Annotated in this window: 11 protein-coding genes; 5 read left to right on the top strand and 6 right to left on the bottom strand. The window is 69.4% G+C overall.

Annotation, left to right across the window (positions count from 1 at the left end; genetic code table 11):
- Nucleotides 1-32: 32 nt before the first annotated feature.
- From BLR68_RS12390 to zapE, 4 genes are all read right to left on the bottom strand, one after another.
- Complete coding sequence (locus tag BLR68_RS12390) at nt 33-785, bottom strand: MBL fold metallo-hydrolase (RefSeq protein WP_018186704.1); 753 nt, start codon at nt 783-785, stop codon at nt 33-35.
- A gap of 2 nt (nt 786-787) precedes the next feature.
- Nucleotides 788-1,237, bottom strand: coding sequence for a DUF6098 family protein (locus tag BLR68_RS12385; RefSeq protein ID WP_018186703.1), 450 nt, complete (start codon nt 1,235-1,237; stop codon nt 788-790).
- 137 nt (nt 1,238-1,374) lie between these two features.
- Nucleotides 1,375-2,643: an ammonium transporter gene (locus tag BLR68_RS12380; RefSeq protein WP_018186702.1), complete on the bottom strand. Its 1,269-nt coding sequence runs from the start codon at nt 2,641-2,643 to the stop codon at nt 1,375-1,377.
- A 165-nt stretch (nt 2,644-2,808) separates the two neighbouring features.
- Entirely contained in the window at nt 2,809-3,840 is a 1,032-nt protein-coding gene (gene zapE, locus BLR68_RS12375; RefSeq protein ID WP_026302851.1) for a cell division protein ZapE, read from the bottom strand.
- Nucleotides 3,841-3,894: 54 nt separating this feature from the next.
- On the opposite strand from zapE, the gene BLR68_RS12370 reads away from it, so the two are divergent.
- Nucleotides 3,895-4,599: a dihydrofolate reductase family protein gene (locus BLR68_RS12370; RefSeq protein WP_256335388.1), complete on the top strand. Its 705-nt coding sequence runs from the start codon at nt 3,895-3,897 to the stop codon at nt 4,597-4,599.
- On the opposite strand, the gene BLR68_RS12365 is transcribed toward BLR68_RS12370, so the two are convergent.
- Nucleotides 4,571-5,809, bottom strand: a complete 1,239-nt coding sequence (locus tag BLR68_RS12365) for an alpha/beta hydrolase (protein ID WP_018186699.1) — start codon at nt 5,807-5,809, stop codon at nt 4,571-4,573. The two genes, BLR68_RS12370 and BLR68_RS12365, sit on opposite strands and share 29 nt — an antisense overlap.
- 25 nt (nt 5,810-5,834) lie before the next feature.
- Here BLR68_RS12365 and BLR68_RS12360 point away from each other — a divergent pair, with 25 nt between their 5' ends.
- The 4 genes from BLR68_RS12360 (at nt 5,835) to BLR68_RS12345 (ending at nt 11,036) form a co-directional block, all read left to right on the top strand.
- Nucleotides 5,835-6,416 carry a DUF3000 domain-containing protein gene (locus BLR68_RS12360; RefSeq protein ID WP_018186698.1) on the top strand — a complete coding sequence of 194 codons (582 nt, stop codon included), beginning with the start codon at nt 5,835-5,837 and terminating at the stop codon, nt 6,414-6,416.
- A complete protein-coding gene (locus tag BLR68_RS12355) occupies nt 6,409-7,605 on the top strand; it encodes a ribonuclease D (RefSeq protein WP_018186697.1) in 1,197 nt (398 codons plus the stop codon). Before BLR68_RS12360 ends, BLR68_RS12355 begins: the two co-directional genes overlap by 8 nt.
- A gap of 72 nt (nt 7,606-7,677) precedes the next feature.
- Nucleotides 7,678-8,883, top strand: coding sequence for a thiolase family protein (locus tag BLR68_RS12350; RefSeq protein ID WP_018186696.1), 1,206 nt, complete (start codon nt 7,678-7,680; stop codon nt 8,881-8,883).
- 11 nt (nt 8,884-8,894) lie between these two features.
- Complete coding sequence (locus tag BLR68_RS12345) at nt 8,895-11,036, top strand: 3-hydroxyacyl-CoA dehydrogenase NAD-binding domain-containing protein (RefSeq protein ID WP_018186695.1); 2,142 nt, start codon at nt 8,895-8,897, stop codon at nt 11,034-11,036.
- A 55-nt stretch (nt 11,037-11,091) separates the two neighbouring features.
- Here the strand turns inward: BLR68_RS12345 and pepN are convergent, their stop codons facing one another.
- Entirely contained in the window at nt 11,092-13,608 is a 2,517-nt protein-coding gene (pepN, locus tag BLR68_RS12340; protein WP_018186694.1) for an aminopeptidase N, read from the bottom strand.

Genomic DNA, 13,608 nt, shown 5'->3' with positions numbered 1-13,608 from the left:
CCCGAAACCGCACAAGCACGAAATGAAACGAATCAGTGACGTCCGACGATACGGGCTCGCTGTGCCGCCGCCCCGACTCCCCTCGTCCACGGCTCGCCGTGTCCGGGAAGGACAACCGCGGCATCCGTCTGCTGGAGAACCTCCAACGACCGGAGGGATGCCGCAGCGTCCGCGGTTGCCGCATCCGCAACGATCTGCGGGCCGCTGACACCGGTGTAGGGGTCCAGCGTCACCAGGGCATCGCCCGATACCAGGATGTTGTGCGACGCGAACAGGAACGCGCAGTGGCCGTCGGTATGCCCCGGCGTGTGGAGCACCGTCGGACGGCCGGGGACATCGATGACCTCTCGGTCGCGCATCGTTGCATCGGCGTCGACGCCGCGGACCGCGAGCGCCCCGGCTGCGGCCATCCGTCCGATAAAGGGAAGACCGCCAGGGTGGCCGAGCAGGTAGGGCACCCGGGCGGCCGCAGGGCGGTAGCTGTACGGATGCCGGGCCAACCGACGGTCGTCAGCATGGACGTGAACCGGCACCCCCTCGGCCCTCAGCGCGCGTGCGAGTCCCGCGTGGTCGAAATGTCCGTGAGTGAGGATGAGCGCATCGATGTTGCGACGTGCGAGCCCGAGGTACCGGAGAAGCTCATCCAACAGGCCCCCTGAGGCCGGGAGGCCTCCGTCGATGAGCGTGACGCCTTCTACGGTCTTCACGAGGTAGCAGTTGGTCGCCGCGACGGTGAGTCGGAAGAACCCGGGTCGGTCTTCGACCCAACGGGAGGCCGCGGCCACGATCAGTCCTCCGGCCCGCGACCTGCGTCGAACTCGGCCTCATATCGACGAGCCGCTTCATCGAGTAGGGCCGCGTCGAGGACGGCGACCGGCTCCGCGTCGGCGATCAGCGGCTCGCAGTCGGGACCGCGTCCGACGTGCTCCCCCCGAAGGACCCACGCGATCCGCTCCGGGTTGTCCGCCGCCAGGTGCCGGTACTGCGACAACTGGCGTGCCAACCAGTCCTCCAAGGGCCGAGTCCACCATGCCTCCGCATCGAGCGGATTCACCGAGAGTCCGGGCAGGCGAAGACCGCTCTCAGTGTCGACGCTCGAGCAGGCGGCATCCCTCTCGGGCCCTTCGGACCACCGGACGTGCAGGCCCGGAGCTGCGTGCACAAGGGCCGCCAGCTCCGCGAGCCGGACGATGACGGGCAGATCGGTGTCGGGCGGTGAGGTATCGATCTCGATCATGCCCCGGACGGTACGAATCGCGACCGCGCGGCCGGAGGGCCTTGACACCGCCCCGCGGCACCGTCAGACGCGACGCAGGACACGACGACGGAGGGCGCCGCAGGTTTCCCGCGACGCCCTCCGTGCGATCGAACGGATCAGGCCTTGGCGTCCTCCAGGACGTAGCCGGCCTCACCGTGCACGATCGTGTCGATACCGGCGATCTCGTCCTCGTTCTTGACGCGGAAGCCGATCGTCTTCTCGATCGCGAAGCCGATGATGAAGGCGAGCACGAAGGAGTAGATCAGCACGGCGAAGGCCGCGATCGCCTGGACGATCAGCTGCGAGGCGTCTCCGCCCATGAAGAGCCCCGTGCCGCGGGCGAAGAACCCGAGGTACAGCGTTCCGATCAGACCACCGACGAGGTGGATGCCGACCACGTCGAGCGAGTCGTCGAAACCGAGCTTGAACTTCAGCTCGATCGCGAGGGCGCAGACGGCACCGGTGATGATGCCGAGGACGATGGCCCAGATGGGGTCCAGCGAACCGCAGGCGGGGGTGATGGCAACCAGACCTGCGACGGCACCCGAGGCGGCACCGACTGACGTCGGCTTGCCGTCCTTGATCTTCTCGACGACGAGCCACCCGAGCAGCGCCGCGGCCGGAGCGGCGATCGTGTTCACGAAGGCGAGCGCAGCGGTGTTGTCGGCCGCGAGCTCGGACCCGGCGTTGAAGCCGAACCAACCGAACCACAGGAGGCCGGCGCCGAGGAGGACGAACGGCGGGTTGTGGGGGACGTGGACGCCCTTCTGGAAGCCGACGCGCTTGCCGAGGACGAGCGCGAGGGCGAGAGCCGCCGCACCGGCGTTGATGTGGACCGCGGTGCCGCCGGCGAAGTCGATGACGCCGACGCCGAAGACGTCCTGGAGACCGTGGGTGATCCAGCCGCCGTATTCGAACGATCCGTCGTCAGCGAGACCGAAGTTGAAGACCCAGCTGGCAACCGGGAAGTAGACGACGGTCGCCCAGACACCCGCGAAGATCATCCACGCACCGAACTTGGCCCGATCGGCGATCGCGCCAGAGACCAGAGCGACGGTGATGATGGCGAACGTCGCCTGGAAGGCGATGAATGCCAGCTCGGGGTAGCTTGCCCCGTCAGCGAGCTCCAGTGCGTTGCTCAGGCCTATCGCTCCGCCATCGATGGCCCACGGGAAGACCGTTCCCGACTCGCCCGGGAACGCGATGGCGTAGCCGTAGAGCACCCACAGGACGCCGATGAGGCCGAGTGCGCCGAAGGACATCATCATCATGCTGATGACGCTCTTCGCCTTGACGAGGCCGCCGTAGAAGAACGCGAGACCTGGGGTCATCAGCAGGACTAGTGCGGCCGCGATGAGTATGAATGCGGTGTTGCCTTGATCCATCTCGAAGGGAACCTCTCTGCAGGGACGCAGGTGTAGCGTCGGGTGCCCCCAGTGTCGAGGTCCGCGGTTTCGCCCGGAGGCGCGTCCGTGTTTCGCGCCGGTTACGAGGGTGGCGACGAGGTAAACATCAGGTTTCCCGGCACTCCGAGAGGAACGTGACCCGGCTTACGAGTGGGTGAGAGCGACCAGTCGCGAGACGGCGCGGAGGTACTTCTTGCGGTACCCGCCCGCGAGCATGTCCTCGCGGAACACCGAGTCCAGGGCCACGCCTGTCGCGCGGATCGGGATCTGCGCGTCGTAGGCCCGGTCGACGAACGCCACGAACCGGAGCGCGGCAGCCTGATCATCGAAACCGACCACGTTCCGCAGACCGATCGCTCCGATGCCCTCGATGAGGCGGATGTAGCGCGACGGGTGCACCGACGCCAGGTGACCGATGAACGCGCTGAAGTCGTCATCGGAGACGAGGGCGGATGCCGCGGCATCCGTCATCGCGCTCTCGTAGGCGGCGTCGTCGAGGACCACGGCGTGACCGTCGACGGCACGCTGCCGGTAGTCGGTGCCGTCGATGCGGATCGTCTGGAAGTGCTCGGACATCGCCTGGATCTCGCGGAGGAAGTCCTGCGCGGCGAAACGCCCCTCACCGAGGGCGTTCGGCGGGGTGTTCGAGGTCGCGGCGAGCTTCGTGCCGGTCGGCACCAGCTCGGCGATCAGTCGGGTCATCACCATCGTGTCGCCCGGGTCGTCGAGCTCGAACTCGTCGATGCAGAGGAGGTCGGCGCCGCGGAACAGCTCGACCGTCTTCTGATACCCCAGCGCGCCGACGAGGGCGGTGTACTCGATGAACGAGCCGAAGTACTTCCGACGGGCCGGCGTCGCGTGGTAGATCGCGGCGAGGAGGTGGGTCTTGCCGACGCCGAACCCACCGTCGAGGTAGACGCCGGGCTTCATCGGAGCCTCGCGCTTGGCCCGGCGGAAGAACCCCCCGCGTGCCGCGGGGGCCCCGCGGCCCGAGCTGAACACCTCGAGCAGGTCCTTCGCCCCCTGCTGAGACGGGTAGGACTCGTCGGCACGGTAGGTCGCGAAGGTCGCGTGATCGAACTGCGGAGGCGGTACGAGTGCGGCGACCATCTCGGCTCCGCTCACCTTCGGATCGCGTTCGCTCAGATGAGTGGTTCCGGAGGAGGCGACAGGCACCTGTCAAGCCTAGTCACCCGGGCAGGCGCCCTCGCCGCGTGCGAGGATGGCCGGGTGTGGGTCACAGAGGTGTTGCCGTCATCCGGGGAGCGAGTGGATGCCGCGAGTCCGGACGGCCGTCGCTGGATCGCCGATCGGTACGCGCCCGCTCAGGAGAACTGGGTCCGGCTCAACATGATCACGTCCCTGACGGGATCCGCGGTCGGGCCCGACGGCACGAGCGACACGCTCACCAACCGCGCTGACCGGGCGATCCTGGGCGTCATCCGCGCCAGCGCCGATGCGATCATCGTCGGCGCCGAGACCGTGCGGGCAGAGGGCTACCTGCTCCCCCGTCGCTCGCGACTGGCGGTGATCACCGGCTCCGGAGACCTCGCCGGCCACCGCCTCGACCCGGATCCGGACGGCCCCGACGACCAGGTGCTGCTCGTCATGCCCGAGGGCGCGGAGCCACCCCCGGCTGCCCACGGTGTCACCGTGGTGCCCGTCGCGGCGAGCGAGGGGCGGATGTCGGCCACCGGCATCCTGTCATCGCTCATCGAGCGAGGGCTGCGGCACATCGTGTGCGAGGGCGGCCCCACCCTGGCGGCCCAGTTCGCAGCGGACGACCTGATCGACGAGTACTGCGTCACCGCCGCGCCGCATCTGGTTCCCACGGCCGGGCCGTTCCTGCCCCTTCGTCGACCGATCGATACGTGGCCGGCCGGCGTCCTCGTCGACGACGACGGCTTCAGCTACCTGCGGCTCCGGCGACGCTGAGCCCTCGCGCGTCGAGCCATTCGCGGATGCGGCTCGTCCAGCGCTCCTCGTCGTAGTTCCACAGCTTCGTGTGGCGGGCACCCTCGAACTCCTCGAGCTCGATGAGGTCGGGGCGCAGGTCGCGGAGATCCCGCGAAGCCTGCGCGGGGACGAAGTCGTCTCCGTCGCTGTGCAGGATCAGCGTCGGCGTCACGAGATCACGGGCCTGGGCGAGAACGTCGAGACGGTCCCAGGAGATCGGGTCGGCGGCGCCGGTCAGCGGGGACGCCCACCGACGAGTCAGAGCATCGAGGGCCACTCGGGTCAGCGGACGAGGGATGCCGCTGAGGGCCGCGTGGTGGCTGAGCACTTGACGCCAGTCCACGACGGGGGAATCGAGGACGACCCCGCCGATCAGGTCGCGATGAGCAGAGTGGACAGCGAGCTGCATCGCGATGGCGCCGCCCATGGACCACCCGACCAACACGATGCGTCGGGCTCCGGCCCGACGGGCGTAGCCGATCGCGCGATCGACGTCGCGCCACTCCGTCGCCCCGAGGGCCGACGTGCCCCCTCTGCTCCGGGGAGCGTCGGGGTCGTTCCGGTAGGAGGCCAGGATCGATGTGATCCCCGCCGCATGGAACAGCGGCACGCCACGCAGCGTCTCGGCGCGCGTCGTGCCTCGACCGTGGATGTGGACCGCCCACACGTCTTCGGTTGGGGCGGCATCCTCGGACGCGGCGCCCGGGAACACCCACGCAGGACAGACGCCGAGCGCTGTTCCGACGTCCACGCGCTCGAAGGGGAGGTGGAGCTCGGCCGGGTCGGAGAAGTACCACCCGCTGAAGGCGGCGGCCGATGCCAGACTGTCGGACTCGTCGATCTGGGTCAGCAGCTTGCGCGTCACCGTCTCGCCGCGCGCGGAGAGCACCGTGCCGAGCTTGATGTAGCTCTGCGTCCCGGTTGTGAAGAGGCCGTAGCGGCCCGGGAGGACCGTGTCGTCCGAGCGCGAGAGGGTGATCGTCTGCGCCGCGGTGTCGACGTCGATGATCGTCGTGTCGGGGACGCGTGCCGACGGGGTCACCACTCTCCGGGCGACGCCTCCGGCGAGGAGCGCCAGAAGCCCCGTCGCACTCACGAACGCGGTCGCGAGTGCGACCACCGTGCCTCGGAGGGCGATGACGGTTCCTTGCCGGGCGACGTCGGGAGCGGCGCGCCTGGAAGCCATCATGGTGCCCTCACTCTAGTCTGTCGCCGTGACCGAACCTCCGTCCGCGACGCCGGATTTCCCCGCCGTCAGCGACGAGCTCCGCGCGCTGGGCTTCCGCGACGACTTCGTGGTGCGCGAGATCGCCGCCCCCTCCTCGCTGGCTCCCGATGCCATCGCGTTCGCCGGTGACGTGCGTCCCGACGACGACGGCGAATCCCCTTACGGCACCGGACGCATCGTGATCCTCCACGACGCGTCCGAACCGGATGCCTGGGGCGGACCGTGGCGGATCGTCTGCTTCGCGCAGGCACCGCTCGAACCCGAGATCGGCACCGACCCCCTTCTGGCCGACGTAGCCTGGTCTTGGCTGGTCGACGCCCTCGCCGCACGTGGAGCGACGTTCCACGCGGCATCCGGCACAGCGACGAAGACCCTCTCGAAGGGATTCGGAACGCTGGCCGCGGAGGGCGACGGCGCGCAGATCGAGCTCCGCGCTTCGTGGTCCCCCGAGGGGGACGTCGCCAGTCATATGGATGCCTGGGGTGAGTTGGTCTGCATGTTGGCAGGCCTTCCCCCGGGCTCGGAGAACATCGCCGTGTTCGGCGGGCAGCGGAGTACACGTGGCTGAATACGAGGTCATCGCCGATCAGGAGACGGCGGCGGCCGCAGCGTCGCGCCTGGCGGCCGGGCACGGTCCGGTCGCGGTCGACGTGGAGCGGGCGTCCGGGTTCCGGTACTCGCAGCGCGCCTATCTCATCCAGGTCTACCGTCGCGGGAGCGAGGTCTATCTCTTCGATCCGCCCGCGATCGGCGACCTGTCGGCGCTGCAGGCAGCGATCGGCGACGAAGAGTGGGTGCTCCACGCCGCGAGCCAGGATCTGCCGTCCCTCCGCGAGGCAGGTCTCGAGCCGCCCCGGATCTTCGACACGGAGCTCGCCGCCCGGCTTCTCGGCCATGAACGCGTCGGCCTCGGCGCCGTGGTGGAGCAGACGCTCGGGATCACCCTCGCCAAGGCGCACTCCGCTGCGGACTGGTCGACGCGCCCTCTGCCCCAGGGATGGCTGGAGTACGCGGCCCTCGACGTGCTGCACCTCATCGATGTGCGCGATGCCCTCGCAGCTGAGCTCGACGAGCAGGAGAAGACCGGATTCGCCCAGGAGGAGTTCGAGGCCGTCCGCACGCGCGCACCCAAGCCCGCACGCGAGGAGCCGTGGCGTCGTCTCAGCGGACTGCACACCGTCCGCGGTCGTCGCGCCCTGGCGGTAGCCCGTGCCCTCTGGACGGCGCGCGAGGAGTATGCGCGGGAGGAGGATGTATCTCCGGGCCGTTTGGTTCCCGACCGCTCCCTCGTCGCCGCCGTCATCGCCGACCCCGCGACGAAACAGGACCTCGCACGGGTCAAGGAGTTCACGGGTCGCGCGAGCCGCAATCAGCTGGATCGCTGGTGGGCGGCCATCGAGGCGGGACGGGCCGACCCCGCGCTCCCCTCCGAGCGCGGCCCGGGTGACGGGATGCCCCCGCCGCGCGCGTGGGCGGACCGCAACCCCGCCGCGGACGCACGTCTGAAGGCCGCCAAACCTGTCGTCGAGGCGCGCGCCGAAGAGCTGCACATGCCGACCGAGAACCTCCTGACGCCCGATCTCCTGCGTCGGGTCGCGTGGAATCCTCCCGCGGAGATCACCGCGGAATCAGTAGGTGAGGCCCTCCTCACCCTCGGCGCCCGGACCTGGCAGATTGAACAGACCGCACAGGTGATCGCCGCCGCCTTTGTGGATTCCGTGCAGAGCCCCGACGAACCGTCCGAACCCGCTTCGTAGGTTCGAACCAACCGATTTTCACGGTCGGAGCGCCTCTCTAGGCTGGGTGGGAACCCAATCTTTGGAGGCAATGTGGCCGAGCTTTCGGACGTCTATTTCGTCGACGGAATGCGCACCCCGTTCGGGCGTGCCGGCGAGAAGGGCATGTATTGGAACACCCGCGCCGATGACCTCGCCGTCAAGGCGACGATCGGTCTGATGGAGCGGAACCCCGGCGTTCCCGCCGAGCGCGTCGACGATGTCGCGATCGCCGCCACCAGCCAGACCGGCGAGCAGGGGCTGACGCTCGGCCGATCGGTCGCGATCCTCGCAGGCCTCCCCCAGACGGTCCCCGGCTTCGCCATCGACCGCATGTGCGCCGGCGCCATGACGAGCGTGACCACCATGGCGGCATCCATCGGTGTCGGGATGTACGACGTCGCCCTCGCCGGCGGCGTCGAGCACATGGGGCACTACCCGATCGGCGGCAACGCCGACCCGAACCCGCGCTTCGTCGCAGAGAAGATGGTCGACCCCGGCGCGCTGAACATGGGCGTCACGGCCGAGCGCATCTTCGACCGCTACCCGCAGCTCACCAAGGAGCGCTCCGACCGCTTCGGCATGCTCAGCCAGCACAAGGCGCAGGCCGCCTACGAGGCCGGCAAGTTCCAGCCCGATCTGGTCTCCGTCGCGGTGAAGGATGCCGCAGGCGCGTGGGGACTCGCGACCGAGGACGAGGGGCGTCGTCCGCAGACGACGATGGCTGACCTCGCCGCGCTGAAGACGCCGTTCCGTCCGCACGGACGGGTCACGGCCGGCACCTCGTCGCCGCTCACCGACGGGGCGACGATGTCGCTGCTCGCCGGCGGCGGTGCCGTCAAGGAGCTAGGGCTCGCCCCCAAGATGCGGCTCGTCTCGTTCGCGTTCGCAGGCGTGCAGCCCGAGATCATGGGCATCGGCCCCATCCCCTCCACGGAGAAGGCCCTGAAGAAGGCGGGCCTGACGATCGACGACATCGGCCTGTTCGAACTGAACGAGGCGTTCGCCGTCCAGGTCATCTCGCTCCTCGACCACTTCGGCATCGCCGACGACGACCCGCGGGTCAACCCGTGGGGCGGGGCCATCGCGCTCGGGCACCCGCTCGCGGCATCCGGCGTCCGCCTCATGATCCAGCTGGCGGCCCACTTCGCCGAGCGCCCCGACGTGCGTTACGGTCTCACGGCCATGTGCGTGGGACTCGGCCAGGGCGGCTCCGTCATCTGGGAGAACCCGCACTACAACGGCAAGAAGAAGAAGTGAGGCCGCCGACGATGACCACCTACGACCAGATCGACTTCTCGCCCCTGCTCGCCCTCTCCGACACCGAGGTCGTGACGAACTCGCCCGTGCGCGACGTGATCCTCGCCAGCGGCAAGGTGCTCGCCCTGATCACGCTGGACAACGGCCGCGATCACACCCGTCCCAACACGCTGGGGCCTGCGACGTTGACCGCCCTGGGCGCCACCCTCGACACGCTCGCCGCTCGGGCGCGCGCCGGCGAGATCCAGGCCGTCGGCATCACGGGCAAGCAGTACATCCTCGCCGCCGGCGCCGACCTCAGCGAGGTCAGCAACGTCGGCTCCGTCGAGAACGCGCGACTGATCGCCCAGCTCGGCCACCACGTCCTCGGCAAGCTGTCGGATCTCGGCGTGCCGTCGTTCGCCTTCGTGAACGGGCTCGCCCTGGGCGGCGGGCTCGAGATCGCACTGAACTCGACGTACCGGACGGTGGATGCCTCCGCCGCCGCGATCGCGCTGCCGGAGGTCTTCCTCGGAATCATCCCCGGCTGGGGCGGCGCGTACCTCCTGCCGAACCTGATCGGCATCGAGAACGCGCTCGAGGTCGTCGTCTCCAACCCGCTGAAGCAGAACCGCGTCCTGAAGCCGCAGCAGGCCTTCGACCTCGGGATCATGGACGCGATCTTCCCGGCGTCGAGCTACCTCGAGTCGTCACTGCGGTGGGCCGACGGCGTCCTCGGCGGCACGATCAAGGTCGAGCGCAAGAACGCCCCCGGCAAGATCGAGCGGCTCACCAAGTGGCCCATCGCGATCAAGATGGCCCGCGGCATGCTCGAGTCGAAGATCGGCACGGTCCCGCGCTCCCCCTACGTCGCGCTCGACCTGCTCGACAAGGCCAAGAGCGGCACGAAGGCCGAAGGGTTCGCGCGTGAGGACGACGCGCTCGCCTCGCTCGTCACGGGCGACCAGTTCGCGGCATCCATGTACGCGTTCGATCTGGTGCAGAAGCGGGCGAAGCGTCCCGTCGGCGCGCCCGACAAGGCGCTCGCGAAGAAGGTCACGAAGGTCGGCGTCATCGGCGCGGGGCTCATGGCCAGCCAGTTCGCCCTTCTGTTCGTGCGCAAGCTCCAGGTGCCCGTGCTGATCACGGACCTCGATCAGGCGCGCGTCGACAAGGGCGTCGCCTACATCCACGACGAGATCGGCAAGCTCGAGGCGAAGGGCCGGCTCGACGGCGACACCGCCAACAAGCTGCGCGCCCTCGTGACCGGGACGACCGACAAGTCGGCCTATGCCGACTGCGACTTCGTCATCGAGGCGGTCTTCGAAGAGGTCGGCGTCAAGCAGTCGGTGTTCGCCGAGATCGAGGCCGTCGTTGCCGAGGATGCGATCCTCGCGACCAACACGTCGTCGCTCTCGGTCGAGGAGATCGGCGCCAAGCTCGCTCACCCCGAGCGCCTGGTCGGCTTCCACTTCTTCAACCCGGTCGCGGTCATGCCGCTCATCGAGGTCGTGAAGACTCCGCAGACGTCGGATGCCGCCCTCTCGACGGCATTCGTCGTCGCCCGGGGTCTGGGCAAGAACGCGGTCCTCACCGCCGATGCGCCCGGATTCGTCGTGAACCGTCTGCTCGCCAAGGTCATGGGCGAGGCCGCGCGTGCCGTCTACGAGGGCACACCCGTCGCGGACGTCGAGAAGGCGTTCGCGCCGCTCGGCCTGCCGATGGGACCGTTCCAGCTCATCGACCTCGTCGGCTGGAAGGTCGCCGCCCACGTGCAGGACACGATGGTCCGCGCCTTCCCCGACCGGTTCTATGCGAACGAGAACTTCCACGAGCTCGCCGCGCTGGACGAGGTCGTCGAGAAGGACAGGGGCGGCCGCGTGACCGGATTCACGAAGGCCGCCGAGAAGGTCGCGAAGAAGGCGACGGGATCGACACCGGCATCCGCCGAAGAGATCCTCCGCCGTGTGCAGGACGGCCTCGCGCAGGAGATCAAGCTCATGCTGGACGAGGGCGTCGTGCCCGAGGTCGAGGACATCGACCTGTGCCTGATCCTCGGAGCAGGATGGCCCTTCATCGACGGCGGTGCGACGCCGTACCTCGACCGAGAGGGCGCGAGCGACCGGGTGTTCGGCGACACGTTCCACCGCCCGCCGATCCGCGGCATCGCCTGACGGACCCAGGAACGCGTACGGCCCCTGGGGTGTTCCCGGGGGCCGTTCGCGTCCGTCAGTGCCGAGTGAGCTGCGCCTGGGCCGCGCGGACCCGGAGATCGCGCGCGAGGTGATCACGCTGCTCGATCACGATGCGCCGGAGCGAGCCGGGTGCGTCGGCGTGGGCGTCGAGCCATGCGTCCACCGCCGCGGTGTCGTCCGTGGCCGGGAAGAGGCCCCGCACGAGACGCGCGGCGATCTCGATGCTGCGAGTGCGCCATGCAGGGAGGATCCGCTCGAAGTACGGGGCGTCGAACTCTGCGACGAGATCACGGCTCTCCCCCGCCCGCGCACCACGGATGGTGGCATCGAGGTGGTCGTTGGTCAGCGTCTCGTCCTCCCAGGCCGCCCGCCACGCGTCGCGACGGACGGATGCCTCCGGCCGTGCCGTGAGCGCCGCCAGACGCGCCGTGCGGCCCGAGGCGGTCGCATCCCGCTCCGCTTCAGCGTCGATGCGCGCGGCGTCCGCGTGGCCGGACGCAGCGAGACCGAAGAGCCATCCCCACCGGAGGTCGGGGTCGAGCGGGAGACCCGCCGGTGCCGGTGCCTCTCCTGCCAGGATCGCCGACATCTCGGCCGCGCGGTCCCCGGACAGTTCGGCGGCCACACCCACTGCTCGTGCCCAGATGAGCTGCGCGTCGGACCCGGGGTCCGCCGCCGCCATGGCGCGCCATGCTCCCTCCAACCACGCGGCCGACGCCCGCTCGACGTCCGACACGTAATGACGGATCGCGAAGGCGGCGTGGGCGAGGACGTCGCTCAGGAGCGCCGGGTGCGATTCGCGGGGAGCGTGATCCGCCGCGATCGCCAGATAGACGGATGCCGCGAGTTCCCCGTCACGCACCGCGTTCCACAACGCCGCCCAGACGACGCCGCGCGCGACCGCGTCGGGCATCGATGACAGGCCCGCCGTGACGGCTGCGAGCGACCGGTCGTCGAGCCGCACCTTCGCATAGGAGCGGTCGTCGACGTTGGCGATCACGAGGGCGGTGTCAGGGAGGACGGGCGCGTCGACGAGGGTGCGCTCACCGAACAGGTCGACGGTGACATCGCCGCGCGCGACGAGACGTCCCGCCTCGTCGTCCCACAGACCGACGCGAACCGCGTGCGGTCGTGCGACGTCCTGCACGACGGCCAGAGGGCCGCGATCGACGGTGAGGGTCGGCAGGCCGGTCGTCTCGAGCCACGCCGTGCTCCACGATCGCAGGTCGCGCCCCGACGCCTCCTCCAGCGCGACGAGGAGATCCTCGAGCGTCGTGTTGCCGTAGGCGTGGGCGGCGAAGTACCGCTGCGCGCCGCGGAAGAAGGCCTCCTCGCCGACGAACCCGACGAGCTGCTTCAGAACCGACGCACCCTTTGCGTAGGTGATGCCGTCGAAGTTCAGCTTGGCCGCCTCGAGATCGGGGATGTCGGCGACGATCGGATGCGTCGTGGGGAGCTGGTCCTGGACGTACGCCCACCCCTTCCGCCGGCTCGCGAACGTGACCCAGGCATCCGGGTGCAGTCCTGTCGCGACGTTCGCGTGCGTCCCCATGAAGTCGGCGAACGACTCCTTGAGCCACAGATCGTCCCACCACCGCATCGTGACGAGGTCGCCGAACCACATGTGCGCCATCTCGTGGAGGATCGTGTTGGAGCGCGCTTCGCGCTGCGCGGCCGTCGCCGCGCCGCGGAAGACGTAGGCCTCGGTGAAGGTGACGAGACCCGGGTTCTCCATCGCCCCCAGGTTGTACTCGGGGACGAAGATCTGGTCGTACTTACCCCACGGGTAGTCCTGGTCGAAGGCCGCTGTGAAGAAGTCGAGTCCTCGGCGGGTGATGTCGAGGATCTCGTCCGCGTCGAGGTGCTCCGCGAGCGAGGCGCGGCAGAGGACGCCGAGGTCCACGCTCTGCCGCTCCCCCGTCCAGGCCCCGTCGACGCGGTGGTACGGCCCGACGGCGACCGCGGTGACGTAGCTCGACAGCAGGGGCGTCTCGGCGAAGGACACGCGGACCCCGCCGGCGACGTCGACGCGAGAGGTCTCGGCGCCGCCCGACAGGACGACGCCGTCACCCGACGCCGTGATGTGGAAGGTCCACCGCGCCTTCAGGTCGGGCTGCTCGAAGCACGGGTAGACGCGGCGGCTGTCGGCAGGCTCGTACTGCGTGTACAGATACACGGCCCCGTCCACGGGATCCGTGAAGCGGTGAAGACCCTCACCCGACCGGCTGTACCGACCACGGGCGCGGATGCGGACCGTGTTGTCCTCGGCGAGTCCCGAGAGGCGGATCCGGGCACCGTCCCACTCGACCGGTTGCGGCGCACCGTTGAGCTCCACCTCGTCGACGGCGACGCCGAGGAAGTCGACCCACGTCTCGGCGGCCGACGCGCGGAATCGCAGAGTGCTCTGCGTCGCGAAGTCATCGCGGGAGGCGTCGGACGCCGACCGGACGTCCAGGTCGACCTCGATCGTGTCGAGATCGATGACGGATGCCCGGGCCGCGGCATCCTCTCGACTCAGGTTCTCATCGCCGGAATGCTGCCGTGTCTGCAT

The organism is Microbacterium sp. 77mftsu3.1 (assembly GCF_900100525.1).
Lineage (GTDB): Bacteria > Actinomycetota > Actinomycetes > Actinomycetales > Microbacteriaceae > Microbacterium > Microbacterium aquilitoris.
The sequence above is the reverse complement of the archived record's forward strand: the minus strand, read 5'-3'. Positions and strand labels throughout refer to the sequence as shown.